The sequence below is a fragment of the Dietzia sp. NPDC055877 genome, assembly GCF_053615975.1.
Window position 1 is genome coordinate 62,701 of sequence record NZ_JBSHCV010000013.1, and the last position, 26,880, is coordinate 89,580.

Annotated in this window: 26 protein-coding genes; 21 read left to right on the forward strand and 5 right to left on the reverse strand. The window is 70.4% G+C overall.

Going from position 1 to position 26,880, the window contains the following annotated elements:
- Positions 1–240: 240 nt before the first annotated feature.
- Positions 241–1,737 carry an MDR family MFS transporter gene (locus tag ACWGLC_RS13250; protein WP_452100321.1) on the reverse strand — a complete coding sequence of 499 codons (1,497 nt, stop codon included), beginning with the start codon at positions 1,735–1,737 and terminating at the stop codon, positions 241–243.
- A gap of 288 nt (positions 1,738–2,025) precedes the next feature.
- On the opposite strand from ACWGLC_RS13250, the gene ACWGLC_RS13255 reads away from it, so the two are divergent.
- The 8 genes from ACWGLC_RS13255 (at position 2,026) to ACWGLC_RS13290 (ending at position 9,981) form a co-directional block, all read left to right on the forward strand.
- The gene (locus tag ACWGLC_RS13255; protein WP_452100322.1) at positions 2,026–3,417 is read left to right on the forward strand and encodes an MBL fold metallo-hydrolase; all 1,392 of its coding nucleotides are present in this window, start codon (positions 2,026–2,028) and stop codon (positions 3,415–3,417) included.
- A gap of 8 nt (positions 3,418–3,425) precedes the next feature.
- Complete coding sequence (locus tag ACWGLC_RS13260) at positions 3,426–4,322, forward strand: sulfite exporter TauE/SafE family protein (RefSeq protein ID WP_452100323.1); 897 nt, start codon at positions 3,426–3,428, stop codon at positions 4,320–4,322.
- A 205-nt stretch (positions 4,323–4,527) separates the two neighbouring features.
- A complete protein-coding gene (locus ACWGLC_RS13265; RefSeq protein ID WP_452100324.1) occupies positions 4,528–5,364 on the forward strand; it encodes a helix-turn-helix domain-containing protein in 837 nt (278 codons plus the stop codon).
- Positions 5,365–5,489: 125 nt separating this feature from the next.
- Complete coding sequence (locus tag ACWGLC_RS13270; RefSeq protein WP_452100325.1) at positions 5,490–6,521, forward strand: iron-siderophore ABC transporter substrate-binding protein; 1,032 nt, start codon at positions 5,490–5,492, stop codon at positions 6,519–6,521.
- A gap of 7 nt (positions 6,522–6,528) precedes the next feature.
- Entirely contained in the window at positions 6,529–7,599 is a 1,071-nt protein-coding gene (locus tag ACWGLC_RS13275) for a FecCD family ABC transporter permease (protein ID WP_452100326.1), read from the forward strand.
- On the forward strand, positions 7,596–8,648 hold the full coding sequence (locus ACWGLC_RS13280; RefSeq protein WP_452100327.1) for a FecCD family ABC transporter permease: 1,053 nt from the start codon (positions 7,596–7,598) through the stop codon (positions 8,646–8,648). The genes ACWGLC_RS13275 and ACWGLC_RS13280 overlap by 4 nt, the downstream gene beginning before the upstream one ends.
- Complete coding sequence (locus ACWGLC_RS13285; RefSeq protein ID WP_452100328.1) at positions 8,645–9,490, forward strand: ABC transporter ATP-binding protein; 846 nt, start codon at positions 8,645–8,647, stop codon at positions 9,488–9,490. The genes ACWGLC_RS13280 and ACWGLC_RS13285 overlap by 4 nt, the downstream gene beginning before the upstream one ends.
- A 32-nt stretch (positions 9,491–9,522) precedes the next feature.
- The gene (locus tag ACWGLC_RS13290; RefSeq protein ID WP_452100329.1) at positions 9,523–9,981 is read left to right on the forward strand and encodes a nitroreductase family deazaflavin-dependent oxidoreductase; all 459 of its coding nucleotides are present in this window, start codon (positions 9,523–9,525) and stop codon (positions 9,979–9,981) included.
- A gap of 20 nt (positions 9,982–10,001) precedes the next feature.
- On the opposite strand, the gene ACWGLC_RS13295 is transcribed toward ACWGLC_RS13290, so the two are convergent.
- Positions 10,002–11,126, reverse strand: a complete 1,125-nt coding sequence (locus ACWGLC_RS13295) for a sterol desaturase family protein (RefSeq protein ID WP_452100330.1) — start codon at positions 11,124–11,126, stop codon at positions 10,002–10,004.
- Between the two features lie 155 nt (positions 11,127–11,281).
- Between ACWGLC_RS13295 and ACWGLC_RS13300 the strand changes: the two genes are divergently transcribed.
- From ACWGLC_RS13300 to ACWGLC_RS13330, 7 genes are all read left to right on the forward strand, one after another.
- Positions 11,282–12,580 (forward strand): DUF3500 domain-containing protein, encoded by a 1,299-nt coding sequence (locus ACWGLC_RS13300; protein ID WP_452100331.1) that lies wholly within the window; start codon positions 11,282–11,284, stop codon positions 12,578–12,580.
- Positions 12,581–12,651: 71 nt separating this feature from the next.
- Positions 12,652–13,671, forward strand: a complete 1,020-nt coding sequence (locus tag ACWGLC_RS13305; RefSeq protein WP_452100332.1) for an AraC family transcriptional regulator — start codon at positions 12,652–12,654, stop codon at positions 13,669–13,671.
- Between the two features lie 38 nt (positions 13,672–13,709).
- Positions 13,710–14,867: a hypothetical protein gene (locus ACWGLC_RS13310; protein WP_452100333.1), complete on the forward strand. Its 1,158-nt coding sequence runs from the start codon at positions 13,710–13,712 to the stop codon at positions 14,865–14,867.
- Positions 14,864–15,712, forward strand: coding sequence for an SDR family oxidoreductase (locus ACWGLC_RS13315; protein WP_452100334.1), 849 nt, complete (start codon positions 14,864–14,866; stop codon positions 15,710–15,712). Before ACWGLC_RS13310 ends, ACWGLC_RS13315 begins: the two co-directional genes overlap by 4 nt.
- Complete coding sequence (locus ACWGLC_RS13320) at positions 15,709–16,668, forward strand: alpha/beta hydrolase (protein ID WP_452100335.1); 960 nt, start codon at positions 15,709–15,711, stop codon at positions 16,666–16,668. The genes ACWGLC_RS13315 and ACWGLC_RS13320 overlap by 4 nt, the downstream gene beginning before the upstream one ends.
- Before the next feature lie 138 nt (positions 16,669–16,806).
- On the forward strand, positions 16,807–18,279 hold the full coding sequence (locus tag ACWGLC_RS13325; RefSeq protein ID WP_452100336.1) for a class I adenylate-forming enzyme family protein: 1,473 nt from the start codon (positions 16,807–16,809) through the stop codon (positions 18,277–18,279).
- Positions 18,194–18,415: an AMP-binding enzyme gene (locus tag ACWGLC_RS13330; protein WP_452100337.1), complete on the forward strand. Its 222-nt coding sequence runs from the start codon at positions 18,194–18,196 to the stop codon at positions 18,413–18,415. The genes ACWGLC_RS13325 and ACWGLC_RS13330 overlap by 86 nt, the downstream gene beginning before the upstream one ends.
- A gap of 12 nt (positions 18,416–18,427) precedes the next feature.
- Here the strand turns inward: ACWGLC_RS13330 and ACWGLC_RS13335 are convergent, their stop codons facing one another.
- The 3 genes from ACWGLC_RS13335 to ACWGLC_RS13345 form a co-directional block, all read right to left on the reverse strand.
- On the reverse strand, positions 18,428–20,698 hold the full coding sequence (locus tag ACWGLC_RS13335; protein WP_452100338.1) for an alpha-glucosidase: 2,271 nt from the start codon (positions 20,696–20,698) through the stop codon (positions 18,428–18,430).
- 86 nt (positions 20,699–20,784) lie between these two features.
- On the reverse strand, positions 20,785–21,129 hold the full coding sequence (locus ACWGLC_RS13340; protein WP_452100339.1) for a cupin: 345 nt from the start codon (positions 21,127–21,129) through the stop codon (positions 20,785–20,787).
- Positions 21,130–21,231: 102 nt separating this feature from the next.
- Positions 21,232–22,071 carry an SDR family oxidoreductase gene (locus ACWGLC_RS13345; protein ID WP_452100340.1) on the reverse strand — a complete coding sequence of 280 codons (840 nt, stop codon included), beginning with the start codon at positions 22,069–22,071 and terminating at the stop codon, positions 21,232–21,234.
- Positions 22,072–22,264: 193 nt separating this feature from the next.
- Between ACWGLC_RS13345 and phnD the strand changes: the two genes are divergently transcribed.
- Genes phnD through ACWGLC_RS13375 form a run of 6 tightly spaced genes read left to right on the forward strand, consistent with a single transcriptional unit; the run spans position 22,265 to position 26,779 of the window.
- Complete coding sequence (phnD, locus tag ACWGLC_RS13350) at positions 22,265–23,179, forward strand: phosphate/phosphite/phosphonate ABC transporter substrate-binding protein (RefSeq protein ID WP_452100341.1); 915 nt, start codon at positions 22,265–22,267, stop codon at positions 23,177–23,179.
- A 20-nt stretch (positions 23,180–23,199) separates the two neighbouring features.
- Complete coding sequence (locus ACWGLC_RS13355; protein ID WP_452100342.1) at positions 23,200–24,066, forward strand: phosphonate ABC transporter ATP-binding protein; 867 nt, start codon at positions 23,200–23,202, stop codon at positions 24,064–24,066.
- The gene (phnE, locus tag ACWGLC_RS13360; protein ID WP_452100343.1) at positions 24,063–24,908 is read left to right on the forward strand and encodes a phosphonate ABC transporter, permease protein PhnE; all 846 of its coding nucleotides are present in this window, start codon (positions 24,063–24,065) and stop codon (positions 24,906–24,908) included. The genes ACWGLC_RS13355 and phnE overlap by 4 nt, the downstream gene beginning before the upstream one ends.
- The gene (locus ACWGLC_RS13365; protein ID WP_452100344.1) at positions 24,908–25,744 is read left to right on the forward strand and encodes a tyrosine-protein phosphatase; all 837 of its coding nucleotides are present in this window, start codon (positions 24,908–24,910) and stop codon (positions 25,742–25,744) included. Before phnE ends, ACWGLC_RS13365 begins: the two co-directional genes overlap by 1 nt.
- Before the next feature lie 2 nt (positions 25,745–25,746).
- The gene (locus ACWGLC_RS13370) at positions 25,747–26,355 is read left to right on the forward strand and encodes a TetR/AcrR family transcriptional regulator (RefSeq protein ID WP_452100345.1); all 609 of its coding nucleotides are present in this window, start codon (positions 25,747–25,749) and stop codon (positions 26,353–26,355) included.
- 49 nt (positions 26,356–26,404) lie between these two features.
- On the forward strand, positions 26,405–26,779 hold the full coding sequence (locus ACWGLC_RS13375) for a DUF1622 domain-containing protein (RefSeq protein ID WP_452100346.1): 375 nt from the start codon (positions 26,405–26,407) through the stop codon (positions 26,777–26,779).
- The last annotated feature ends 101 nt before the right edge of the window (positions 26,780–26,880 follow it).

Consider the following 26,880-nt stretch of genomic DNA (forward strand, 5'->3'; position numbering starts at 1 on the left):
GTCGTCAGCGAGTACATGGACGGCGGCCTACACGCCGACGAGGTGTGCCGCCGACACGGGCTCACCCGCACCGAACTCGCCCAGTGGTGCGACTGGCTCGATTTCCGGATGACATGGGTGGACCCGAACAGGCGCCCGCCGGTCCCCTCCCCGGCTCCGGACTACGCGCCGCCCGGGACGCCGCCTCGAGGTCGCAGCCCTTCACAAACCCCCCGGTGAATCACCGAGGGGTACCGGGACTCAGCGGTCCGCGTGGGCGGCCTCCTCGGCCAGTGCTTCCGCGGCGGGGGCCTCGGTCTGGGCGGTGTTGCGCAGGAACCACACGCCGATCACGGTGATCAGCGAGATCGCGGCGCCGGCGATCAGGGCGTTGTGGACGCCGTTCATCTGAGCCGCCAAGGCGTCCTCGCCACCCTCGCCGCCAGCGACCTGACCGAGCGTCATCACGGTGATGAACAGGGCGGTACCGGCCGCCGCGGCGACCTGCTGCAGTGTGGTTAGTAGCGCCGAGCCGTGGGAGTACAGGTGCGGCGGGAGCGACCCGAGCGCCGAGGTCATGAGCGGCGAGAACAACAGCGCGAGGCCGAACGTCAGGGTCATATGGAAGGCCACCACCATGCCGAGCGAGGAATCGGCACCGAGGGTCGTCATGCCCCACAGGCCGGCGGAGGCCAGTATCGATCCGGGAATGATCAGCGGGCGCGGACCGACCTTGTCGTAGAGCCGTCCCACGAACCAGCCGAGGACGCCCATGACCAGGCCGCCCGGCAGCAGCGCGAGGCCGGCCTCGAGCGTGGTCGAGCCCAACACCTGCTGCATGTAGATCGGCAGCAGGATCAGCACGCCGAACAGCGACATCATGGCGATGAGCATGAGCACCAGGGCGACGGTGAAGGTGGGCGAGGCGAACGCCCGCACATCGAGGAGCGCATTGTCCTTGAGCGCGAGCTGGCGCCACACGAACACCGCGAGCGAGAGCAGACCGACGATCACCGGGATCCACGGGGAGATCAGCGCATTGCCCATGGCGGCCTCGCCGATCGAACTGAGGCCGTAGATCAGGCCGGCGAAGCCGAGAGCCGACAGGACGCCCGAGAAGACATCGAGCGGGACGTCTCGGTTCTCGGTGACGTTGCGGATCAGCGCGCCGCCGGCGATCAGCGCCAGCACGGCGATCGGCAGGACCGACCAGAACATCCAGCGCCAGCTCAGCGAGTCCAGCACCACGCCGCCGACGGTCGGCCCGATGGCGGGAGCCACGGCGATCACGATGGAGATGACGCCCATCGTCCGACCGCGACGCTCAGCGGGCACGACGTTGAGGACGGTGGTCATGAGCAGCGGCATCATGATGGCCGTGCCGACGGCCTGCACCACGCGCCCGGCGACGAGCATGGGGAACACCATCGCCAGCGACGCCAGCACCGTACCGGCGGTGAACGTGCTCATCGCGATGATGAAGACGGTCCGCAGCGGCAGCCGCACGAGCATCCACCCGGTGAACGGGATGACCACGGCCATCGTGAGCATGAAGGCCGTGGTGAGCCACTGCGCGGTGGCCGCGGTGACCTCGAACTCGACCATCAGGTCGGGCAGCGCCACGGACATGATGGTCTCGTTGAGGATCACGACGAACGCGGCCGCGACGAGCAGCGCGATGAGCCGGATCGTGGCTGCAGGCAGTCGGGTGGATTCGGAACTGCTGCTGTGGTCGGCGGCAGTGGACTGAGACGTCACGGGTCGTCCTTATGAAATACGAACTGCGGGAAAGAGTACAAAGCCCGGGCGGCACGACGCCGCACGCGGGAACCAACGCACCCTACCCGACCACCATTCCCGGGCGCGCGTCAAGTGATGCGCGTTACCCGGACCCGTGCCCGGCGATCGACGGCACCGAGCTCGCGTCATCGGATACCCCGCCCCGTATCTTGCGGATACCCATAGGGGTATGTAGATTCGTCGTTGTCACCACCCCGACCGCCGGGTCGGCCCCGTCGCCGCCCGGCCCACCAGACGGAGGACGCGATGCTTCTCGAACGGATCTATGACGACGACCTGGCCCAGGCCGGGTACCTGATCGGCTGCCAGGCCACGGGCGAGGCGCTCGTGGTGGACGCCCGCCGCGACGTCCGCGCCCATCTGGCGCTGGCGGCCTCCCACGGGATGACCATCACCGCGGTCGCCGAGACGCATATCCACGCCGACTTCCTGTCCGGCACGCGCGAGCTGGCGGCGGCAACCGGCGCCCGGATGTATGTCTCCGGCGAGGGCGGCGAGGACTGGCAGTACGGGTTCGAGGCCACCCGCCTGTACGACGGCGACGAGATCACGCTGGGCAACATCACCGCCCGCGCCGTCCACACGCCGGGCCACACCCCCGAACACCTGTCCTTCCTCATCACCGACGGCGCGTTCGCCGACGAGCCCGGCTACATGCTCACCGGCGACTTCGTGTTCGCCGGCGACGTCGGCCGTCCGGATCTGCTCGACGAGGCCGCCGGCGGTGTCGACACCCGTTTCGGCGGCGCCGCGCAGATCTTCGACGGCCTCAGGCGCTTCGTCGCGCTGCCCGACCACGTCCAGGTCTTCCCCGGCCACGGCGCGGGCAGTGCGTGCGGCAAGGCGCTCGGGGCGTTGCCGTCGACCACGGTCGGCTACGAGCGGCGCCACGCGTGGTGGGCGGGGTATGTCGCCGACGACGACGAGGAGGGCTTCATCTCCGAACTGCTGGACGGCCAGCCGGACGCGCACGCCTACTTCGGCCGGATGAAGCGGCAGAACACCCGGGGCCCGGCGCTGCTCGGGCAGTTGGCGAACCCCGTCCTGCTGGACCCGGACGAGGTCGCGGGTGCCGTCGACGCGGGAGAACTCGTCGTCGTCGACACGAGGGCGGCCGACCAGGTGCACGGCGGCACCGTCGCCGGCTCCCTCAACATCCCCGGCCCCGACAAGGCCGCCACCTACGGCGCCTGGGCCTACGACCCCGACCGCGAGTCGCGGCCGCTGGTCCTGCTGGCCGCCGACGCCGACGAGGCCGCCGCGACGCGCGACCACCTGGTCAGGGTGGGCATCGACGCCATCGCCGGTTACCTCACCGGCCTCGACGGGCTGCCGACGGTCTCCCCCGAGGTCATCACGGCCGACCAACTGGGCGCGCCGGACCAGGCGCTGTTGCTCGACGTGCGCAACGCCAACGAGCACAGTGCGGGCCACATCCCCGGCTCCGCGCAGCTCAGCGCCGGCCGCGTGCTGTGGAACCTCGACCGGCTACCGGAGGACGGACTCATCGTGACCTACTGCCAGAGCGGCACCCGCAGCTCGGTCGCGGCCAGTGCCCTTCGACGGGCCGGTCACCGCGTGGCCGAACTGGAGGGCAGCTACGCCGGCTGGCTCGCCCGCGACACCGTCCGCGCCTGAGCCCGACCATGGACCCGATGATCATCCTGGTGGTGGCGCTGTCCGTGCTGGTGGGCCTGTCGTTGGGCCTGCTCGGCGGCGGCGGCTCGATCCTGCTGGTCCCGCTGCTCACCTACGTCGGCGGACTCGCACCCCACGAGGCGATCCCCACCTCACTCGTCGTGGTGGGGACGACGTCCGTGGTGAGTCTCGTCGGGCACGCGCGCAGGGGACACGTGCGCTGGCGTGCCGGACTGGGATTCGGGGTGGCGGCCATGGTCGGTGCGTTCGGCGGCGGCCTGGCCGGCGGGCACGTCCCCGGCACCGTCCTCATGGTCGCGTTCGCGGCGATGATGCTGGCCACCGCCGTCGCGATGCTCCGCGGACGGCGCGAGGAGCCGGGCCGAACCGACAGCCCCGTGAGAGCACCGTGGCGCGTGCCGCTCTACGGCCTCCTCGTGGGCGCCGCCACCGGGCTCGTCGGGGCGGGCGGCGGCTTCCTCGTCGTCCCGGCGCTCGCCCTCCTCGCAGGGCTACCCATGGCCGCCGCCGTGGGGACCTCACTACTGGTGATCAGCATGCAGTCCTTCGCGGGCCTCGGCGGCTACCTGACCTCGGTGAGCCTGGACTGGCCGCTGGTCGCGGCGATCGCCGCGGCGTCGGTCGCCGGGTCGCTCGCCGGCGTGGCGATGAGTTCGCGCGTCTCGGAGCGGGCGGTGCGCCGGGCCTTCGGCTACGTGGTCCTGGCGATGGGCGTGTTCGTGCTGGCCGAGGAACTGCACGGCGTCGCGCGGACGGTTCTCGTCGCCGTCGTCGTCGCGGCGGTGCTCCTCACGGCCGCACTGTGCCTGTTCACCACCGACCACTGCCCGCTGCGGCGGCGGCCCACCACACAACAATCAACCAAGGAGAAACACCATGTGTAGAGCTGTGAAGTGTCACAAATGCGGCAAGACCACCTGGGCGGGCTGCGGAATGCACGTCGACCAGGTGATGGCCGGAGTCCCCGGATCGGACCGCTGCCAGGGCCATGCCGGGGAGCCGGGTGAGGGCGGCTTCTTCGCGCGACTGTTCAGGCGGTAGCCGTCCGACGGGAACCGCTCGCCCGCGCCGGTGGTGCAGAATCAGCGCATGGCAGCAACGCGCACCGCAGAACGGCCCGGGATCGACAGGCGGACGCTGCCGGCGTACGCGGCGGGCGAGACAGCGATGCCGTTCGTGATCACCGGGATGGACGAGCTGGTCGACCGGGACACCGAGTGGGAGCCGCATTCCCACCCCACGCACGAGCTGCTGTGGAACCGGCGCGGCGCGTCCAGCGCCACCATCGGGTCGCGCACGTGGACCATCACCCCGTCGGTGGGACTGTGGATCCCGGCGGGAATGATGCACTCCGCACGGGCGGCGGCGGGCACGTGGTACCGGACCGCGCACGTGGACGTGCGGACCGCCTCCCCGCTCCCGACCGAACCTGTGGCGGTGGAGGTGACCCCGCTGCTCACACTCGTGCTGGAACGCCTGGTCGACACGGCGCTGACGGCCGACTCGCGCGATCTCACCGAGCGCATGGTGTTCGACCTGCTCGAGCCCTCCCCGGACGCCCTCCTGGTGCAGAAGCCGACCAACGCACTCCTGCGTCCGATCGTGGCCGCCCTCGAGGCGCACCCCGGTGACAGTCGGACTCTCGCCGACTGGGCCGCGCGGCTCGACGTGAGCGAGCGGACGGTGACCCGCGCGTTCCGCGCGGAGACCGGCCTGAGCTTCGGCGCGTGGCACGCGGCACTACGCGCACAGCACGCCGCCCTACTGCTCGGCGGCGGCATGACGGTCGACGAGGTGGCCCTGCGGGTCGGGTACCGCTCGGCGAGCGCGTTCGGCGCCTCGTTCCGGCGGACGACCGGCCTCACGCCGGGCCAGCTGCGTTCGCCCGGCGGCTCCCCCGTCCCTGAGGTGTCCGGATCGCGATAGACGACGTCCGGATCAACTGATTGCGCACGGACGCAGGCCAGTCGTAAGGTTTTAGGCCAGCCTCACCTAACACCCCCGGGTGTGTGGGGCCGTGTCCCATCTCCTGAGAGTGAGAGAGCCGCCCTATGCGTTCTCGTGGTCTTGTCCCGTTCCTGATCTCCGCCACGGCGGCCCTGGCGTTGTCCGCATGTGGCGCCTCCGACGCCGACCAGTCCGACAGCGCGTCCGCGGCCGGGTCGTCGGAGAACTACCCCGTGGTGATCGAGCACGCGCTCGGTACCACCACGATTGAGGAGCAGCCGGAGCGTGTGGCCACGGTCGCGTGGGCCAACCACGAGGTGCCGTTGGCGCTGGGCGTCGTCCCCGTCGGGATGGCCGCCGCCAACTTCGGTGACGACGACGGCAACGGCATGCTCCCGTGGGTCGAGGAGAAGCTCGACGAGATGGGCGCGGAGCCGCCGGTGCTGTTCGACGAGACCGATGGGATCGACTTCGAGGCGGTCGCCGACACCGACCCGGATGTCATCCTCGCCGCCTACTCGGGCCTGACGCAGGAGGACTACGACACCCTCAGCGAGATCGCGCCGGTCGTGGCCTACCCCGAGGACCCGTGGGCCACCTCGTGGCGGGACGTGATCCGGTTCAACGCCCAGGGACTCGGGCTCGAGGCCGAGGGTGATGCCCTCGTGACCGATCTCGAGACCGAGATCTCCGAGGCCGCCCAGCAGTACCCGGACCTGGCCGGCACCAAGACCATGTTCCTCACGCACGTGGATCCGACCGACCTGAGCACGGTGAACTTCTACACCGCCAACGACACCCGCGCCGCGTTCTTCTCCGACCTCGGCCTGGATACGCCCGCCGCGGTGGCCGAGGCGTCCGAGGCCGGAGGCTTCTCCGGCAGCATCAGCGCCGAGCAGCTGGACCGGTTCGACGACGTCGAGCTGATCGTCACCTACGGCGACCAGGAGCTCGTCGAGACCCTCCGCGCCGATCCGCTGCTGTCGCAGATGCCGGCGGTCAAGAACGACGCGATCGTGTTCCTCGACGGCAACGGCCCGATGGGCACCGCCGCCAACCCCACGCCGCTGGCGATCTCGTGGGTGCTCGACGACTACGTCGCGCAGCTCGCGGAGGCCGCCGGCACCGGTAAGTGACCGACCGGTGACCGTCACCCGGCCGGCGCCCGCAGCAGGCAGCATCACGCCGCCGTCCACTGCGGGCGTCGCCGCCGTCCGCCGCCCGGCCCGCGTGCGCCTGTGTTGGCTCCTCGTCGTGATCGCGGTCCTCGTCGTCGTCGTCATCCTCTCGGTCACCATCGGATCGCGCGCGGTGACGTGGGACGAGATCAGCGCCGCGCTCGGCGGCTCCACCGACGGCCTGGGCGCCGCGGCCGTGACCAAGCGCCTGTCCCGCACCGCGTTGGCCCTGCTCGTCGGCGCGGCGCTCGGCCTGGCCGGGGCGGTCATGCAGGGCGTCACCCGGAACCCGCTCGCCGACCCGGGCATCCTCGGCGTGACCATGGGCGCCTCCCTCGCGGTGGTGACCGGCATCGCGTGGTTCGGGCTGTGGACCTACTCCGGCTACATCTGGACCGCGATCGCCGGCGCCGCGATCGCGGCCGTGTTCGTCTACATCGTCGGTTCGCTGGGGCGCGGCGGGGCCACCCCGCTCAAGCTGGTCCTCGCCGGGGCCGCGACGTCGGCGGCGGCGTCGTCGTTCATCAGCGCCGTCGTGCTACCGCGAGGGGACATCGCCGGCGGCGTCCGCTCGTGGCAGATCGGCGGCGTCGGCGGCGCCAGCTCCGAGGCGATCGAGCAGGTCCTGCCGTTCCTCGTGGTGGGCACGGCGATCTGTCTCCTCGCCGCGCGGCCGCTCAACTCGCTGGCCCTGGGCGACGATCTCGCCGCCGGACTCGGCGAACGCGTCCTGCTCACGCGCGCGCTGGCCGCCCTGGGCGCGGTGCTGCTGTGCGGCGCCGCGACCGCCGTGGCCGGTCCGATCGCCTTCGTCGGACTCATCGTCCCCCACGTCTGCCGCCTGCTCGTCGGGGTGGACCACCGCTGGCTGCTGCCGTTCTCCGCGCTCACCGGCGCCGTACTCGTCACCGCCTCGGACGTCCTGGGGCGCGTGATCGCCCGGCCCGCCGAGATCGACGTCGGCATCATCACCGCACTCGTCGGGGCGCCCGTGCTCATCGCGATCGTGCGTCGTCAGAAGGTCAGGGAACTGTGAGCACGCTGACGCCGGTGCGCCCGTCGGGCGTCGAGATCGTGGCCGGCGGCCGACGCAGTCGAGGGCGCCGCCGGCGGATCGTCCTGTGCGCGATGGTGCTCGTCGCCGTGGTCCTGTTCGCCACGACGTTGATGGTCGGCAAGACGGTCTACTCCCCCGCCGAGGTGCTCGGTGTGATCCTCGGGCAGGACGTGGCCGGCGCGTCGTTCACCGTCGGGCGCCTGCGCCTGCCGCGGGCCGTGCTCGCCGTGCTGGCCGGGATCTGCTTCGGCATCGGCGGCGTGACCTTCCAGACCATGCTGCGCAACCCGCTCGCCTCGCCCGACATCATCGGGATCAGCTCGGGCGCCAGTGCGGCGGCGGCGTTCGCGATCGTCATCCTGGGGCTCGGCGGTGCGCAGGTGTCGGTGTTCGCGATCGTCGTCGGCATCGCGGTGGCACTCCTCATCTACGTCCTGGCGTACCGGGGCGGCGTGGTGGGGACCCGGCTCGTGCTGATCGGCATCGGGATCGCGGCGACGCTGGACGCCGTCACCAACTACATCCTCAAATCCGCGCCGCAGTGGGAGCTGCAGGAGGCGATGCGCTGGATCACCGGCAGCCTCAACGGCGCCTCGTGGGACAGCGTCGTCCTGGTGCTCGCGGCGTGTCTGGTGTGCGTGCCGATTCTGCTACTCAAGGCGCGCGACCTGTCGATGCTCGGTCTGGGCGACGACACCGCCTCCGCGCTCGGCGTCCGGACCGAGCGCACGCGGATCCTGCTCATCGTCTCCGCCGTGGGGCTGATCGCGTTCGCCACCGCCGCCACCGGCCCGATCGCCTTTGTGGCGTTCCTGTCCGGCCCCATCGCCGCCCGCATCGTGGGCCCGCACGGCTCGCCGCTGATCCCGGCCGCGCTGGTGGGGGTCGTGCTGGTGCTGGGCGCCGACCTCGTGGGGCAGTTCGCCTTCGACACCCGGTTCCCCGTCGGCGTGGTCACCGGCGCGCTCGGCGCCCCGTACCTCGTCTACCTCATCGCCCGCACCAACCGCACCGGAGGCTCACTGTGACCGCCGACCACACGCTGCACGCCGAAGAGCTCACCCTCGGCTACCGCGAGCGCACCGTCATCCACGATCTGGATCTCGAGGTGCCGGCCGGCCGCCTCACCGCGATCGTCGGCGCGAACGCGTGCGGCAAGTCCACGCTGCTGCGGTCGATGTCGCGGTTGCTCACGCCGAGCGCGGGCCAGGTGCTGCTCGACGGCAAGAGGGTGCACCGGATGCCCGCCAAGGAACTCGCCCGCACGCTCGGGCTGCTCCCCCAGTCGCCCCTCGCGCCGGAGGGGATCACCGTGTCCGATCTGGTGGGGCGCGGCCGCAACCCGCACCAGGGGATGCTCTCGCGCTGGAGTAGGGACGACGACGAGGCCGTCGCCGCCGCGCTGGAGGCCACCGGCTCGCTCGAGCTGGCGGACCGGGCGGTCGATGAGCTCTCCGGCGGCCAGCGCCAGCGCGTGTGGATCGCGATGGCCCTGGCCCAGCAGACGGATCTGCTGCTACTCGACGAGCCGACGACCTTCCTCGACGTGGCGCATCAGGTCGAGGTGCTCGACCTGCTGGTGGACCTCAACCGCGACCGTGGGACGACCATCGTGATGGTCCTGCACGACCTCAACCTGGCCGCCCGCTACGCCGACCACCTGGTCGCGATCGCCGATGGCCGCGTGCACAGCGCCGGGCCGCCCGACGAGGTGCTCACGGCAGAGACGGTCCGTGCGGTGTTCGGACTCGAGTGCGAGGTGATCCCGGACCCCACGTCCGGCCGGCCGCTCATGCTGCCGCTGGGGCGGCACGGGACACTCGACGAGTTCGCCGCCGGGTCACGAACGGCGACCTGCCCGGTCATCTGACGACCGTCGGTGACGCATGCCACACTCGGGCCATGGGGCAATTCCCGAGCGCGATCATGGCAGCCTTTCTCCGGAACAGGCGAGCCGCCCGCTCCCCGATCCTGTTGTATCGGTACGGGCTGGGGTGGCTACTCGGTTCACGGCTGATGCTGCTCGAGCACACCGGCCGCAGGTCCGGCCTGCCCAGACAGGTCTGCATCGAGGTCGCCGAGCGGCCGGCACGCGATGTCCTGGTGGCCGCGAGTGGTTTCGGCCGATCCGCCCAGTGGTACCGGAACCTGGAGGCCGATCCGAGGTGCCGGGTCAGCTCCGGCACCATCCGCCGCCGCCCCGCCACGGCCAGACTGCTCTCGGCAGCCGACTCCGAGGCAGCGCTCGCTCGCTATAAAACACTGCATCCGATGTCATGGAAGCTCCTACGCCAGGTACTGGTGGACGACTTCGGCCAGGATGCGGATTCCATCCCGATGGTCGAGTTCCATCTCCACTGACGCGCACAGTTGTCGAGGGATCAGTCCCTCGGAGCACCCGCCCAGCCGGGTCCGCGAACGAGATAGCTGGCGCGATCCCGCCAGGTTCGCGACCGGAACACGTCGCGGGCGATTGCGCCCCACTCGTGCGTGGCGATCCGCAGAGGGTTGAACGTGTCGATGTTCGTGGTCAGGCCGTAGATGACCCGCTCCCCTTCGGGCTCGTAGGTCCCGAACAGCCGATCCCACACGATGAGGATGCTGCCGTGATTGCGATCGAGGTAGCGGCGGTTGCTGCCGTGGTGCACGCGGTGTGCCGAGGGCGAGTTGAACACCTTCTCCAGCGGCCCGATCGATCGCACGGCCTCGGTGTGGATCCAGAACTGGTAGATGAGGTTGACCGCCCGCGCGTCCTGCACGATCGCCGGCCGAACCCCCAGCAGCGACAGCAGCCCGTACGGCACGGACACGGTCAGCGCCTCGGCCACCGGCTGGCGCAGCGCGGTCGACAGGTTGTAGCGCTCACTCGAGTGGTGCACGACGTGCATGGCCCACAGCCACCGGCTCTCGTGCGACAGCCGGTGGTTGCAGTAGTAGATGAGGTCCCATCCGAGAATCGCAGCGGCGTAGGCCAACGGCCCCGACCCCAGGTCGAGGGGGCTGCGGGCGAACAGTTTCTTGGCGGCGGTCTGCGCGCTCCACAACGTGGACGCGGTGACGACGGTCGAGGCCACCGCCGTGACCGCGGAAGCGCCGGTGATCCGGCGTAGTGCGGGCGGAAGCGCCGCGGCGGGCTCACCGACCGAGGCCGGGGCCGGGGCCGAGCCGGACGACGACTCCGTCACCGAACCCGCCTCCAGCAGCCCGGTGCTGCGGTTTCGGCGGATCACGTCGCCGGCGGTGGTCGCGGCCGCGGCGGCCACGGTCAGGCCCATGAGGGCTTTGGCGTACCGGCCGGTTCGCGGGGTGAGCGGCGCCAGGATCTTGTCGGTGATGTACGGGGCGATCAGGCTCCCGATTCCCATCGACAGGCTGGCCAAAGTGTCGGCGAGTTCGTAGTCGCCGGCCCGCGCGTCCTCGGCGGGGTGACGCTTCTGCCACGCGTATTCGGCGACCATCGACCCGACGAACCCGGGGATCGCCAGCACTGTCAGATCCAGCTTCATGGCCACAGGATAAGCGACGCGTGACGGCGGTCACGGCTCGGCGGCGGGAGCCGGCACGGGCCGCGTAATTTTTGCCGCCGGCAAGAGAAGAACTCACAGCCAACCCGAAGGTGACATCCAGTCACCCTGCAGGCGCCGTTCATAGTGTCGCTTTCATGAAGCACACCACCGCATCGACCAGAGCCCGCCGGCCACGCCGCCGGGGCGCCCTCCACCTCGCCTCGCTCGCGCTGATCGGCGGGCTCACACTCACCGCGTGCGCCCCGGGAGGCCCCGACGATGCCGCGATGGTGGCGACGGCCCAGACCTCCACTGAGCAGACGTCTGTATCGGGGGCAGGCTTCTTATCGTCGTCCTCCGTGGACGCGACCACCACGACCGAGACGATCTCCGCCACCCGGACCGCCGCGGAGGCGTTCATGGCCACACTGTCCGACGAGCAGGTCGAGACGCTGACCTACGGCTACGACGACGAGACCAGGTCCACCTCCTGGTCCAATTTCCCCGTGACCTTTGTCGAGCGCGCCGGGTTGAACCTGGCAGAGCTGACCGACGAGCAGAAGTCCGCCGCCCTCGGCGTGCTCGAGGGTCTGCTGAACGACGAGGCGTACCAGACGGTCGTGGGCATCATGAACGGCGACCAGTATCTGCTGGACAACAGCACCAGCTCCGAGGATTCGCTGGGCCAGTACTACATCGCGATCTTCGGTGACCCGTCCGACACGGAGGCGTGGGCGGTCCAGTTCGGTGGCCATCACTTCGGGATCAACGCCGATCTGAACGGCGCCGAGAACTCCATCACCTTCGCTCCTACGCACCTCGGCGTGCAGCCCGCGGTCTACACGGACGCCAGCGGGCAGGAGATCCAGTCGTTCGATGCGATCTACTCCTCGGCGTTCGCGTTCTTCGACAGCCTGACCGACGAGCAGCGCGAGGCGCTCTACCAGGGCGAACAGGTCGAGTCGATGGTGTGCGCACCCGGCGGTACCTGCGACTTCCCGACCGGCACCGGTCTACTCGGAGCAGATCTCACGGACGAGCAGAAGAGCCTGCTGCTGGGGGTCATCGCGAACTGGGCCGGCATGGCGGATGAGGAGACCACCGCGGCGACGCTCACCGATATCGAGGCCACCCTCGACACCACGTACATCAACTGGTCGGGCGCCACCGAGTACGACATGTCCACCGGCGACGGTATCTACTTCCAGATCTCCGGCCCGGACGTCTACATCGAGTTCGCCGCCCAGCAGGGCTCGGCCGGGGCGGATGTCGACGGCGTGACGACCTCCGGCTGGGGCCACGTCCACACCATCTACCGCGACCCGACCGACGACTACGCTGGCAGCGTGACCCAGCAACAGTCCTCCGGCCCCGGCGGCGGATCCGGCGACCCTGGCGGCGGTGGCGTGCCGGGGGCCGGGGGTCCCGGGGCCGTACCGCCCGAGGCACCGTAAGCCGCAGCGCGGAGGACCACCGCGTGCCCCACGGGCCGTAGCGTAGGTGCCGTGACCACCCGGGAGCCGTCGTGCAGCCGCTGATCCGCGCGGCCAGCCTGCGCGGGTTCGGTGCGCTCGTCACCGAACTCGGCGGCGACCCAGCCCGTCTGCTCGAGAGATTCGACATCGCGGCGGACGTCCTCGAACACGACGACGGGCTGCTGTCGATCACCGCGCACGACCGGATGCTCGACGCCGCCGCGTCCGCGCTGCACTGCCCGGACCTGGGCCTGCGGCTGGCCGAGCGGCAGGACCTGACGATCCTCGGTCCGGTGGCCCGCGCGGTGCGCACGTCGGCCACCGCGACCGAGGCGCTCGACGCGGCCGCCCGCTTCCTCTTCGTCCACAGCCCGGTCCTGACCATCGGCGTGGACGACGACCCCTGGGGCCGGCGCGGGGTCGTGGCACTCACGTACCGCAAGGAGGTCTCCGAGTCGCCGTACTCGCCGCAGGCCGTCGAACTCGGCCTGGGCGTGTTCTACCGCGTCGCCGTGCAGCTGCTCGGCCGGCCCACCGGGTTGCGTTCGGTCGAGATCCCGCACGGGCCGCTGTCCCCGGTGAACCGATACCTGAACTTCTTCTCCGCGGACGTGAAGTTCGACCGGCCGGTGGCCGCCCTGTGCGTGGACGCCCGCGTACTGGACTCGGCCTTCGAGACCGCGGACGAGGAGATCCGCCGCGCCGCGGTCGAGCACCTCGCCGGCGCATACGCGGACCCCGCGCACTCGATCGCGACCCAGATCCGCCGAATGGTGAGCGAGAGCCTTCCCGGCTCCATTCCTTCACTTTCGGAGGTGTCGAGGACGCTTCATCTCCATCCGCGGACTCTTCAGCGGCGCCTCGTCGTCGTCGGCACTTCTTTCGGACAGATCGTCGACGACCTGCGCCGCGACCGCGCGCACCGGTACATCACCACCACCGACCTGTCCTTCACGCAGATCGCCGACCTGGTGGGCTTCGCCGAACAGGCCACGCTCAGCCACGCGGTCCGGCGGTGGTTCGGCGTCTCCCCCAGACGGCTCCGCCACCAGGCCAGGTTGTCGCGCTGACACAAGTTTTCTGTCGGCGGCCATCCGATCCTAGAACGATGACCACGCAGCAGCTCACCCCGAAGGCGGGCACCGCGAGCACGCTCGACGAGATCGGTGCCCGCTCCATCCCCGAATTCGACGGGCTCCACGACATCTGGCCCCGTGGCGAGCGTCTCCGCGCGATCCGCGCCGCCGCGACCGAGTACAAGCAGCGCTTCGCCGCGCAGGGGCAGGTGCGCGCCGTGAAGTCCGTCGACGTGGCCGGTGCGCCGTACCCGGTCAACTACGCGTTCGACAACGCCGTGTCGGTGCCCAGCCTGCCGCTCATCACGATGATCAACCGCATGGTCGTGGTGCAGTACGACGATTTCAACGGCCGCCCCCGCACGCTGGTGTTCGAGCCGACCGTCCCCGCCGGCTCGGCCGAGGCGCCGTTCTACAACAACCTGCAGAAGATGGTCGACAAGATCCCCGGCGGCCAGCTCGCCAGCAAGGTGATCCTCAAGTACTTCAACGAGCCGGACGTGGCGTTGGCCAAGGTGGGCCTGACGCCTGCGGACGTGGACTTCTGCACGTTCGACCACCTGCACGTGCAGGACCCGCGGATGATCCTCGGCTCCACCGAGACGATCCCCGGCGACTCCGCCCCGCGCGAACCGCTGTTCGGCGACGCGAGGATGCTCGTGCACCGCCGCGAGCTGGCGACCCTGCAGGACCTGCACCCGATGCAGTGGGCCTGGTACGTCGAGGACGGCCTCGGCGGCGTGGACATGGACAAGTTCGCACTCTTCGACGGCGACATCGAGCTCGGCCCCGGCATCGCCCTGCTGTGGACGCCCGGCCACACCGACGGCAACCATTCGCTGGTCATCAATACCCCGGACGGCGTGTGGGTGTCCTCGGAGAACGGCATCTCGCTGGACAACTGGCAGCCGGAGCTGTCGAAGATCCCGGGCGTGCGCCGCTACCACGAGCAGTACGGCCGCGAGATCTGCCCCAACGCCAACACCCTCGAGGACGCGCTGGATCAGTACGACTCCATGATCAAGGAGAAGACCATGGCGGATACGTGCCCGGCAGATCCGCGCTGGCTGCAGATCCTGCCGTCGACCGAGCTGGCGCCGTGGAAGCGGTTCTGGCCCGTGGTGCCCACGTACTGCCACGGCGGGATCTCATACGGCCGCATCGAGTCGGGTCTGAAGGACGAGAAGTGACGACGACAACACGGCCCGGCGCCCTCGTCACGGGCGCTGGTCGCGGGCTGGGCCGAGCGATCGCCGAACTGCTGGCCGATCGCGGGTACCTGGTCATGGTCACCGATCTCAGTGGCGAGGCCGCCTCCGCCGCGGCCGCGGAGATCGGGCGTGGGGCGCTCTGGGCTGAGGTCGATGTGCGCGAGCACACGCAGGTCGAGCGGGCGCGCGATGAGCTGATCGCCGCGGCCGGGTCGCTGAAGGTGTGGGTGAACAACGCCGGCGTGCTGGTCACGGGGCCGGCGTGGGAGCAGTCGGAGGAGCTGCGCAAGCTGCACCTGGACGTCAACGCGCTGGGCACGATCAACGGCACGATCGCGGCGATCGACGCGATGCGGGGCGGCGCCGGCTCGGGCCCCGGCGGCCACATCATCAACATCGCATCGCTCGCCGGCATCTCGGCTGTTCCCGGTGAGGCCGTGTACGCGGCGTCCAAGCACGCGGTGATGGGATTCTCCAGCAGTACCGTGGCCGATCTGCGGCTCGCGGGAGTGCGCGACATCGACATCTCGTGCGTGTGCCCGGACGGCATCTGGACGCCGATGCTCTACGACAAGCTCGAGGATCCGCATGCGGCACTATCTTTCTCCGGCGTGCTGCTCCAACCCGAGGACGTGGTGAAGGCGGTCGGCACGGTGCTCGACAAGCCGCGGCCCGTCACGGCGATCCCGCGGTGGCGTGGGGCGCTCGCCCGCCTGGGCGCCGCGTTCCCCAGTCTCGGCTCGGCGGCGCTGGCGCTGCTCGTGACGCAGGGGCGCCGGGTGCAGAAGAAGATGGTGGAGAAGAACGGACCCACACTGCGATGAGCGCACACACCAGTGACGTCGTCACCACCTACCGGTCCCCCAGCCCGACGTCGCGCGTCCTCTACTGGGGCTCCCGTGCAACCCTGCGGCACGTGTACCGGGCGTGGCCGTTGACCGAGTCCGGCATCCGCGGACTCGCCGCAGTGGAACGGGGCTTCGCCCGGCTACCGCATGCGCCGGGCGTGGCCGTGGAGGCCAGCTCGCTCGGCGGTGTCCCGGCGGTCACCACGACGCCTCGGTCGGGCGCCGACGGGTCGGACGTGACGGTGCTGTACCTCCATGGCGGGGCGTTCGTGTTCTGCGGTCCGGGCACGCACGCCCGGCTGTGCTCGAGTCTCGCCGTCCACCTCGACGCGCCGATCCACGCGGTGCGGTACCGCAAGCTGCCCGAGGTGGACCTGGCTGCGCTGATCGACGAGGTCTATTCGGCGTACCGCAGTCTGGCCGAGCAGCTTCCCGCGGGGCATCGGATCGTGGTGGCCGGGGATTCGGCCGGCGGGTTCCTCGCCGCCAAGATCTGCGAGCTTGCGGCGCTCGACGACGTACGGGCGCCCGCCGCGATGGTGGGGTACTCCCCGTTGTTCGATCTCGACCGCGAGGTCCGCGACGGATCGTGGTTCACGCGCGATGCCTACCAGCCCGCGGCGACCCTTCAGCGCGCTCAGGCGCTGTGGTCGCGCGGGCCGGCCGGCATCCGGGGCGAGCGGTCCATGCTCGAGGTGGACCCCGAGGCGTTCCCGCCCACACTCATCACGCTGGCTGCGGGCGAGTTGGTGGAGGACGGCGCGATCGCGCTGACCGAGCGTCTCCACGCGGCCGGGCGCACGGTGGAGACGCACCGCTGGTACACGGCCGTTCACGCCTTCCCCGTACTCGACGGCCTGGCACCGGAAAGCCGGCGAGCACGCGAACTGACGGTGGAGTTCCTGCGCAGGACGCTGCCCCGCGTCGGGTAACCCGGCCGCCGACGGGAACCGCTCTGCCCACACCGAGAAGAAAATAAAGCAATCTCGCTTGCTTTAACCCGCGTCCATCTAGCGTGGGGCACATCACCCCTCGCGCACGACGTGCCACACGCTTGATTGGAACGACCCATGGGCCCGCTCCCCGACCCCCTCGCCCTCCCCGTTACCGACGACTCCGATCTCACTCTCCTGACGGTGCTCGATCACCGAGCTGCGACCACCCCCGACAGCACCTTCATCGAGTTCATGGGCGAGACGGTCACCTTCGCAGACCTGTCCGGACGCGTCGACCGCGTCGCCACCGCCTGGCTGCAGATGGGACTCGCGCACGGCGACCGAGTGGGTATCGCCTCCCGCAACTCGGTGGACTGGCTGGTCGCCTACCTCGCCACCGTCCGCGTCGGTGCGGTTCTGGTGACGCTCAGCATCATGTACCGCGAGCGCGAGTTCACCCACATGCTCGGCCAGTCCGGGGCGCGCGTACTCCTCTGCGAATCCGCGGTCGCGGACTTCGACTTCCAGGCCTTCCTGTCCGACCTCCGGCCGCAGCTCCCGTCCGTGGAGCAGTTCGTGTTCTTCGGGACCGAGCAGCCCGCCCTCGGGCACGGCTGGACGGGGATCGCCGCAACGCCGGCCGACCCCGTCGCCGTGGCCGCCGCGTTCGACCGGGTGCGGGCCACCGACCCGGCCGTTATCCTCTACACCTCGGGCACCACGGGCCAGCCCAAGGGCGCCACGCTGACCCACCGGAGCCTGCTCGGATCCGCGGTCGGACAGGTCGAACGGTATGCACAGGGCCCCGACGACACCATGCTCGGCGTGATGCCGTTCAACCACGTCGGCGGACTGACCTGCACTGTCGGCTCCAGCCTGGTCTCCGGCGGCGCCGTCGCCCTCCTGCCCGGCTTCCATCCCGACCTCGTGGCCGAGGTGATCGCGCGAGGGCACATCACCCTGTTCGCTGGCGTGCCCACCATGTACACGATGCTGCTGGCCTCCGAGACGTTCGCCGCCGTGGACACCTCCCGGATCCGAACCTGCGTCGTCGGCGGTTCGAACCTCGAACCCGCGCTCGCCGAGAGGGTGCGGGCCGCCTTCCCCTCCGCTCGCCTGTCCAATCTCTACGGGCTCTCGGAGACCTCGGGCGCGAGCGTCATATCCCATCCCGACGACTCCCCCGACCTGGTCGACACCACGATCGGGACCCCGATCGGCGACGTGCAGGCCCGCATCGTCGACGATTCCGGCGACCTGGTGCCCCCCGGGAGCCGAGGGCGAACTCCAGCTCCGCGGGACGTCTGTGGCGGACGGCTACTGGGACATGCCCGCCGAGACCCGGAGCACGTTCCTGCCCGACGGGTGGCTGGCGACCGGCGACATGGGCACCATGACGGGGGACGGCCACATCACCATCCGCGGCCGCAAGAAGGAGATGTACGTCCGGGGTGGCTACAACGTGTACCCGGCCGAGATCGAGAACGTCCTGTCCACCCACCGGTCGGTCGCCCTGTGCGCCGTGATCGGGTACCCGGACCCGACTTTCGGGGAGAAGGGCTGCGCGTTCATCGTCCCCGCACCCGGCCAGGTGGTGGACATCGATGAGCTGCGCGGCCTGTGCACGCAGCAGCTGGCCGCGTACAAGGTCCCGGACCAGTTCGAGGTGGTGGACTCGTTACCCATGACCCCGGCCGGAAAGATCAGGAAATCCGAGCTCACGTGGGGGCCGCCCGCGCAGTGACGGGCAGTCCGCTCAGCCGGCTCCCCGCGCAGCGGCGCCGACGTCGGCCACGAGCTGGTCGGCCAGCGGGTGCGCGGTGTCGATGAACGCCGCCGGGCTGCCGATAGGTGCGGCCACCGTGATCGTCGAGTCGCCCTGGTAGACCTGCCCGGTGATCAGGTGCCGCCAGGTGCCCGGCGGCAGGGACACCGCGACCTCGGTCTGGCCAGGCGCCATCACCGGCGCCACGAGCAGGGAGCCGCCCAACATGAATTGGTCGTCCGCTCCTGCGGCGGCGGTGCCGGGGTGGGTGAGCCACATGTGCCGGATCGCCGGGACCCCGGTACGGGCGGCCTCGTCCAGAACCTCGGCCCGATAGGGCGCAAGCGCCGCGAAGATCCGACTGTTGCGGGCGAACGCGTCGATCTCCTCGGGGTCGAAGACCTGACGGTTGACCGCCGGCCGGTTGCCCTCGTGGCTGCGGAACATCGGGCCGAACGCTGCGTACTCACCCCAGCGGGCGAGCAGTTCCGCGTCGCGGACGTAGTCGGTCAGCTGCAGGTTCACCGAGGTGTAACCGCCGATGTCGGAGTGGACGACCGGCCAGCCCGACACCCCGGCGGCGAACGTCCCGGCGAGCGCCGAGGCGAGTCCGTCCTCCTCCGACCAGCCGACCATCTGGTCGCCGTTCCAGAACGCCGGACTCTGCGAGTCCATCCCCGAGGTGCCGGCGCGGAACCAGGTCACGCAGTCGGGGCGTCCCGCCTTCTCGCAGCCCTCACGCACGACCTCCGACCACAGGCGGGGCCAGGCGTTGTGCATGAGGGTGGCGTCACCGTCGTGAAGGACGGCATCCATCGGCAGCGCCTCCCCGAAGTCCGCCATGAATCCGTCGACCCCGTTGGCCAGCACCTCCTCGGCGATGACCGTGGACATCCAGTCCCGGCCCGCCGGGTTGGTGAAGTCCACGAGCGCCGCCGAGTACCCGCCCTGGTCGACCATGTAGGGGCTGCCGTCGGGCGCGCGCACCAGCAGCCCGGCGTCCCGCGCCTCCGCCCACAGGTTGCGGATCCCGGGGTCGTTCTTGGGAGCGGCGTCGACGAGCCACGGGTTGACGTAGGTGGTGGTCCGGATGCCGCGATCATGCAACTCACCGACGAGCTGCTCCCACCCCGGGTACCGCTGCTCGTCCAACTGCCACGTCCACCACAGGCGATCGCCGAAGTCCGTGGTGCGCTGCCCGGTCCAGTCCTGGAGCCACACGCCCGCCACCTCGGTTCCGGAGGTCTCCAGCCTGTCCACGGTCTCCCGCACCGTGTCCGTGCCGCCCTGGATGCCGACGATCGCGCCCTGCTGGGTCCAGTCGGCCAACCGCGGCCGCTCCACCGAACCCTGCTGCGTGGCGATCAGGTGCGCCGGGGTGTCGCCGCGGGTGAGCTCGAGCCGCATCGACGGGGCCCACACCTCGAGGCCGACCCGGTCGGGAGTGCGGGTGTCGCCCACCGCGAACGCGTGCGCGGCCTCGTCGTCCGGGTCCACCCGGACGCCCTGCAGGTCGCCGGTGACATACGACGGCCACGCCGCGTAGGTCATCGAGGTGGTCCCGCCCGCCCCGCCGTTGGTGACGTCGGCCAACAGGGTCAGCGGCTGTTCGCCGCGGCCGACGCCCTGTTCGCGGGCGACCACGGGGACGAGCCGGCCGTCGAGGTTGAAATCGTCGAACTGTTCGCCGAAGCCGTGCACGCCTGCGCCGGCCGACCGGCCGCCGATCCACTGCAGGACCGGGTCGTCGCCGCCTGCCGAGGTGGCGCCGGTGTCGACGTCGGCCGCTACCCCGCCGTCAGCGCGCTCGGTGAAGCTCACCGTGAACGGGACCGCACCGTCCGCGGAGACGAGGTCGCCGGTGAGAGTGACGGATCCCGGGGCGGCCTCCACCCCGGTCAGCTGCTGGGCCGTCCACTGTCGATCGTGGTTCACGTCGGCCCAGAAGTATCCTCGGTGCTCCTCCCAGGAGACGTGCCCTGTCCCGGCGGACAGGTAGGCTGCGCCCGGGGCGTTCGACCACACGGTCTGCTCGCCCTCGACCACCCGCACCGCGCCGTCCTCGACGACCACGGAGTGCGCGCCCAGCGGGTGCACGCCGACCGCGCCAGGGTCGACGGTGAGCCCGCTGGGAGACATCACCTCGAGGTGATCGGTGGGCACGCCCAGGAGATCGACGCTGGCCGCTCCCCCCAGCGCGAGAGATCCGGTCACTGCGGTACCGACGGCGCTCAGCGCCCACCTACGAATTGTGTCGCCCATCACACCGGGCACTCTAGCGGTCGATCACGCCTATGAAAAATAATCCATCATTCGTCCAGCGCACAGCTTTCGCCTGGGCCGGAGGGTCAGGCGCGCGAGTCCTGGCCCGGTTGGCTGGTGACCGTGGTCAGCAGGAACACGCTGTCCTCGAGCGCCAGCACCGAGTGCCGCTCGTGGGTGAGGATCCAGAGTTCGCCCTCGCCGAACTCGCCCTGGGATTCGTTGTCCAGATCCACGCGGACCCGCCCCCGGAGGACCTGCAGGCTCGCGGCCGGCGGGGAGTTGTGCTCGGCCAGCCGGACCCCGTCGCGCAGGGCGATGACCGACTGACGCAGGGGCCCGTCGTGAGCGACGAGCTCGGCGCTGCGTCCGTGCTCCTCGGCGCGTGCGGTGGCCAGGTGGGACTCGGCCAGTTCCTTGAGATTCGCCATGATCGACCTTTCCGAAGCCGGGCAGATGGGGCGCCGTCCGCTCGGCCGCGGAGGGCGTGTCCTCAACGTACCTATGCCGGACGGCCCTGGCTTCCGAAGCGATCAGTCCTCGTCCGCCACGACGCCGCGCAGGCCGTCGGCCCCGAACAGCGGCTCGAGCATCGAGGAGAAGTCGGGGCCGCGGCGGAGCATCTGGCCGCCGTCGACGTTGATCACCTGCCCGGTGATCCACGTCGAGCCTTCGCCGAGAAGGAACGCGGCGGCCTCCGCAATGTCCTCGACCCGGCCGACCCGCGGGAGCGGGGTGTTGACGCGGTAGTCCTCGGCGATCGCCGGGTCGGACAGGATCGGCGCCACCAGATCGGTCTCGATCAGGCCCGGGCGGATGCCGTTGACGCGCACGCCGCTCGCGCCCAACTCGTCAGCGGCGAGCCCGACCAGATGGTCGACGGCCGACTTGGTCACCCCGTAGGCGCCGAACCACCGGTGGGTGTTGCTCGCGGCGATCGAGGAGATCGCGACGAACGAACCGCCGCCGCGGGCGACCAGCGCTCGCGCTGAATGCTTGAGGGTGAACATCATGCCGTTGACGTTGAGGTCGACGGTCCGCTTCCAGGCCTCGGTGTCCATCTGGGTGAGCGGGCCGATCGTCTCGCTGCCACCGGCGCAGGCCACCACACCGTCGAGCGCGCCCCCGTGTTCGACCGCCGCCGCGACCGCCGCGGCCACCTGGCCCTCGTCTGTGACGTCGGCGGCGTGCGCACGGACGGCGTCGGCACGTCCGGAGTTCTCCGCGATCCGCTGCGCGGTCTCCGCTAGCCGCTCGGCGCCCCGGCCGACGATCGTGACCTTCGCGCCGCGGCGCACCAGCTCTTCTGCCACCCCGGCGCCGATGCCGCTTCCCCCGCCGGTGACCAGGACGGACTTCCCCTCAAAGCTCATGCCCGCAGCGTAGAACGCGTTCCAGTTCCGTGGGGGCGGTTCGGAACCGCGGGCGCATATTGCGAGACCGCGGATTCCGTTACCTCCCATTCACAGAAGCTTCCATTGCCGTACCGCCGGTCTCGTAATACCCGGCAACCTTGCCCGCCTTGAATGGCTGTCGTTCCCGCCCCTGTCACGAAAAGGCCATCCCATGAAGTCACGTCTGCTCCCCGCGCTCGGCGGCGCCGTCGTCGTCGGCACCCTCGCCCTCACCGGCTGTTCCTCGTCCGCCGACGCGGCGCAGGACGACCGCACCATCCGCTTCGCGACGCTGCCCATCAGCGACGACCCCAACGCCGAGACCCCGGTCGAGGAGATCGCCGCCCTGCTGGCCGAGGAGACCGGCTACGAGGTGGAGATCACCGACGTCCCCAACTACTCGGCCGTGATCGAAGCCATCCGATCCGGGCACGAGGACATCGGGATCATGAGCGCCTTCCCCACCGCCATGGGCGTCAACACCGGCGAGGTCGATCCGCTCGTGGCCTGGCCGGGCGACGACTCCCCCGTCGCACGGTGCGTCGTGCTGGCCGACTCCCCGATCCGCACCCTCGAGGACATCACCCCGGACGACACCGTCGCCTTTGCCGACCCGGCCTCCAGCTCCGGCTACTTCATGCCGGTGTACATGCTCGACCGGGCCGGACTCACCCAGGGCGAGGACTACGAGGTCCTGTTCTCCGGCGGCCACGACCGCAGCCAGCTCGCGCTGAAGAGCGGCCAGGTGGACGTGACCTGCACCGCCGCGATGTTCACCGACATGGCCGGCCAGGGCAGCCCCTACTTCCCGTTCGAGGAGGGCGAGACCCGCGTGATCGGCGAGAGTCCCGCCATGCCGGTCTCGCTGGCCGTGCTGGGCAACCAGAAGATGAGCGAGGACAAGCGCACCGCGCTGCTCGAGGCGCTGCCGGTGGTGTTCTCCGCCGCGAACGCCGACGCGCTCGGCACCTACGGTGAGGCGCTGCCGGAGGGTGTCGAGCCGATGATCGAGCCCGGTCCGGAGACCTTCCAGACCCTGGTCGACATCGCGGCCGTGGCCGGCGTGGACATCTCGGACCTCGAGTGATCGGGACAGGATCCGCCGCCATGACCTCCCCCAACCCCGTCCTCACCAGACCCGCCACCATCCCGGCGACCTCCGCCTCCTCCGCCTCCTCCGCCGGTGCCGCCGCGGGTCCCGCGCACACGCCCCTCGGCCCGCCGCGGGTACGCGTGCGCGAGCTGTCCGTGCGCTACGCCCCCGACGCCCCGTTGGTTCTCGACCGGGTCGACCTCGAGCTGCACCCCGGCGCGACCGTAGCTCTGCTCGGCTCCTCCGGGTCGGGAAAGTCGACCCTGATGAAGTCGCTGACCGGCTTCGCGCCGATCACCTCCGGAACAGTGACGATCGACGGCGCCGACGTCGCCGACCTCACCGGCCGCGGGCTCCGGCAGCTGCGCTCGAACGTCGGTCAGGTGTTCCAGCAGTTCAACCTCATCGGCCGACTGTCGGTGCTGACCAACGTCCTGCTCGGATCCCTGCACCACGCGGGCCCGCTCAACCGGTTCGGCACCTTCCGGGCCGTCGACCGGCAGCGTGCCTACGAACTCCTCGAGCGGGTCGGGATCGCCGACAAGGCCCTGGTCGAGGCGCGGCAGCTGTCGGGCGGCCAGCAGCAGCGGGTCGCGATCGCGCGCGCCCTCATGCAGAAGCCCCGGTGCATCCTCGCCGACGAGCCGGTCGCCTCGCTCGATCCCCGCACCAGCCACACCGTCCTGCACCTGTTGCAGTCGATCGCCCGGGACGAGCAGGTCCCGGTCCTGGTCAGCCTCCACGTGCTGCCGCTGGCGCTCGAGCACTCCGACCGGGTGATCGGGCTCCGCGAGGGCCGGGTCCTCATCCAGGGCCGGACCGCCGACCTGGACGCCGAGGCCCTGTCCGCGGTCTACGACCACGAGGAGGAGCAGGCATGAGTCGGCCCCAGACATTGACCGCCAAGCCCGGCGGCACCCGCGCACCCGAGGAGACCGCCGAGGTCGAACGCCAGCTACAGGCGTTCCGTATCCCCCGGGCCCGGTTCACGGCCGGCGTCGTCGTCGCCGTGATCATCTTCCTCTGGTCGGCCGACGGCGCGCAGTTCAACTTCCTCCAGCTCGGCGACGGCGCGGCCAACATGGGTGAGTACCTCGCCCGGTTGTTCCCGCCGGACTTCTCCCAGTTCCCGCTCATCGTGGAACTGCTGGTCGAGACACTGCAGATGGCGATCGTCGGCACCGTCCTCGGATCGTTCCTCTCTCTGTTCATCGCGTTCGGTGCCGCCAGCAACATCGCGCCCCGATGGCTGTACTACCCGTGCCGCTGGACGATGAACATCATCCGCTCGGTGCCCGACCTCGTGCTGGCGCTGATGTTCGTCTCCGCCGTGGGTCTGGGGCCGTTCGCCGGCATCCTCGCCATGACGCTGGGCTCGCTCGGGTCGATCGGCAAGATCTTCGCCGAGGCCATGGAGTCGGTCGACCGCGGGCCCGTCATCGCGATGGAGGCCGTGGGGGCGTCCAAGCGGCAGATTATCCAGTACGCCGTGCTCCCGCAGGCCATGCCTCTGCTCACCAGCTACACCCTGCTCATGTTCGAGGGCAACGTCCGCGGCGCCACCATTCTCGGACTGGTGGGCGCCGGCGGCATCGGACTCGAGCTCACCACCGCCATGAACCGCTACGAATACGGCCATCTCAGCGCCATGGTCCTGTGCATCATCGTGCTGGTCACGGTGATCGACCAGGCCAGCGCTCTCATCCGGAAGAGGATCCAGTAATGACCGCCACCGCACCCGCCACCGCAGCGACCGCGACCACGCCGGAAGCGACGCCCGCACCCGCCGCTCCGGTCGCCATCACCCTGCCGCTGTCCCCGCCCGCCAACCTCCGAGACCTCGGTGGGATCGCCATCTCCGGCGGGACCACCCGGGCGGACTTCGCCTGGCGCGCCGACGACCTGTCCATGATCGACGACGCCTCCGCGACCCGCCTGATGTCCGCAGGCCTGAGCACCGTCATCGACCTGCGCTCGATCGCCGAGACCGAGATCACCGGCCGCGGCCTGCTCGGCGCGTACCCCGTCGCCTACCACCACGTGCCGTTCATGGCCTCGATCAGTTCGGCCGTGGACCACGTCGCCGACCCGTCGGAGATGTGGGACCAGTCCCGCTTCGCGCAGATGTACATCTCGCTGTTCGAGAACGCGGCGCCGCAGATCGTCACGGCGATGGCCGTGATCGCCCACGCGCCCGGCGCCGCGGTGTTCCACTGCGCGGCTGGCCAGGACCGCACCGGGGTGTTAGCCGCGGCGCTGCTGCTGGCGGTGGGGGCGGACAGCGACGCCATCGTGACCGACTACGCCGAGACCGGCCACAACATCGCCGCGGTCTCGGTCCGGGTGCGGCCGGTGATCGAGCCCATGATGGCCAGACTGGGCCTGCAGATGGACGTCGCTGCCAGGGCCGCAGTGCGGACCGAGTACTCGCGGGCGCCCATGCTCGGACTCCTCGAGCACCTGCGCACCACCTACACCGATCCGCTGCAGCCGCTGTATGACGCCGGCCTGACCACGGGCCTCGTCGACCAGTTGCGTCGACGGGCGCTCGGCGCCTGACCATGACTGCCACGCAGGCGGCCGGGCGGCGTTCCGGGCCGGGCCGCCCCCCGGAGCCCGGGCACGACGAGAGGATCATCCAGGCCACGCTGCGCCTGATCGACCAGGGCAAGCCCGTCACCGTCAACGCGGTGGTGACGGGCAGCGGGGTCTCCCGCGCCGCCGTCTACCGGCGGTGGTCCTCGCTGACAGACCTGGTCTCGGATGCGCTCGACCACGGCCGCGCCATCCCCGAGGTGGACATCAGTGGAGATCTCAGGCAGGCGGTGCTCGAGATGCTCTTCGAGCGCCAGGAAGAAGCGCGCGGGGTGACCTACCCGCAGCGCCGGTTCCGCAAACGGCTCGAGCTCGTGATGTCCGATCAGGAACTGCAGTGGGCGTACTGGACTTCCCACGTCAGTCGCCGCCGGCGCGGGATGATCGAGGCCCTGCGCGCCGGGGTCGACCGCGGCGAGTTCCGGGTGGACCTCGACGTCGAGGCGGCCCTGGACGCACTGTTAGGGGTCATCTACTACCAACTCGTGGTCCGCGGCGCGAGCCTCTCCGACCGCGAGACCGAGCTGCGCTGCCGGCACGCCCTCGACACGATCTGGCGGGGGATGCAGGCCTGACGCCGCCGATTCGACCCGGTGAGGGCGGGACCGTGGTACTTCAGGAGCCATGGACTTCCAGGAATCAATCGAGATGGTCGGTCAGGTGATCGACGCGGCGGGCGTCGCGGCGATCGTGATCGGCACGGTCGCCGCCACCGTGCTCGCCGGGTGGCGGCTGCTGCATCGCGAGCCCGGCGTGTACCGGCAGTTCCGCCGCTTCCTCGGCCGGTCCATCCTGCTCGGCCTGGAACTGCTGGTGGCCGCGGACATCATCAAGACCGTGGCCGTCATGCCGACGCTCAACGACATCGCGGTGCTGGCCGCGATCGTCGCGATCCGAACCTTCCTCAGCTGGTCGCTCGAACTGGAGATCTCCGGCCGGTGGCCGTGGCAGAAGGAGAAGGACGAGGCGAACGAGCAGGAGAACACCACGAGCCGGTGATCGCGCGGGGCGGTCACCGGCTCGTGGCGTCGGTGCGGGGTGGTGCGGGTCAGAGGGCGTAGGCGCCGCGGTTGCTGGCGGTGCGGCCCTCCTTGAGGACC

Bases quoted from the DNA above. Each gene is read 5' to 3' on its own strand.
- ACWGLC_RS13255 (WP_452100322.1), top strand. From the start codon at position 2,026: ATGCTTCTCGAACGGATCTATGACGACGACCTGGCCCAGGCCGGGTAC.
- ACWGLC_RS13260 (WP_452100323.1), top strand. From the start codon at position 3,426: ATGGACCCGATGATCATCCTGGTGGTGGCGCTGTCCGTGCTGGTGGGC.
- ACWGLC_RS13265 (WP_452100324.1), top strand. From the start codon at position 4,528: ATGGCAGCAACGCGCACCGCAGAACGGCCCGGGATCGACAGGCGGACG.
- ACWGLC_RS13270 (WP_452100325.1), top strand. From the start codon at position 5,490: ATGCGTTCTCGTGGTCTTGTCCCGTTCCTGATCTCCGCCACGGCGGCC.
- ACWGLC_RS13290 (WP_452100329.1), top strand. From the start codon at position 9,523: ATGGGGCAATTCCCGAGCGCGATCATGGCAGCCTTTCTCCGGAACAGG.
- ACWGLC_RS13295 (WP_452100330.1), bottom strand. From the start codon at position 11,126: ATGAAGCTGGATCTGACAGTGCTGGCGATCCCCGGGTTCGTCGGGTCG.
- ACWGLC_RS13300 (WP_452100331.1), top strand. From the start codon at position 11,282: ATGAAGCACACCACCGCATCGACCAGAGCCCGCCGGCCACGCCGCCGG.
- ACWGLC_RS13310 (WP_452100333.1), top strand. From the start codon at position 13,710: ATGACCACGCAGCAGCTCACCCCGAAGGCGGGCACCGCGAGCACGCTC.
- ACWGLC_RS13320 (WP_452100335.1), top strand. From the start codon at position 15,709: ATGAGCGCACACACCAGTGACGTCGTCACCACCTACCGGTCCCCCAGC.
- ACWGLC_RS13325 (WP_452100336.1), top strand. From the start codon at position 16,807: ATGGGCCCGCTCCCCGACCCCCTCGCCCTCCCCGTTACCGACGACTCC.
- ACWGLC_RS13335 (WP_452100338.1), bottom strand. From the start codon at position 20,698: ATGGGCGACACAATTCGTAGGTGGGCGCTGAGCGCCGTCGGTACCGCA.
- ACWGLC_RS13340 (WP_452100339.1), bottom strand. From the start codon at position 21,129: ATGGCGAATCTCAAGGAACTGGCCGAGTCCCACCTGGCCACCGCACGC.
- ACWGLC_RS13345 (WP_452100340.1), bottom strand. From the start codon at position 22,071: ATGAGCTTTGAGGGGAAGTCCGTCCTGGTCACCGGCGGGGGAAGCGGC.
- phnD (WP_452100341.1), top strand. From the start codon at position 22,265: ATGAAGTCACGTCTGCTCCCCGCGCTCGGCGGCGCCGTCGTCGTCGGC.
- ACWGLC_RS13355 (WP_452100342.1), top strand. From the start codon at position 23,200: ATGACCTCCCCCAACCCCGTCCTCACCAGACCCGCCACCATCCCGGCG.
- phnE (WP_452100343.1), top strand. From the start codon at position 24,063: ATGAGTCGGCCCCAGACATTGACCGCCAAGCCCGGCGGCACCCGCGCA.
- ACWGLC_RS13365 (WP_452100344.1), top strand. From the start codon at position 24,908: ATGACCGCCACCGCACCCGCCACCGCAGCGACCGCGACCACGCCGGAA.
- ACWGLC_RS13370 (WP_452100345.1), top strand. From the start codon at position 25,747: ATGACTGCCACGCAGGCGGCCGGGCGGCGTTCCGGGCCGGGCCGCCCC.
- ACWGLC_RS13375 (WP_452100346.1), top strand. From the start codon at position 26,405: ATGGACTTCCAGGAATCAATCGAGATGGTCGGTCAGGTGATCGACGCG.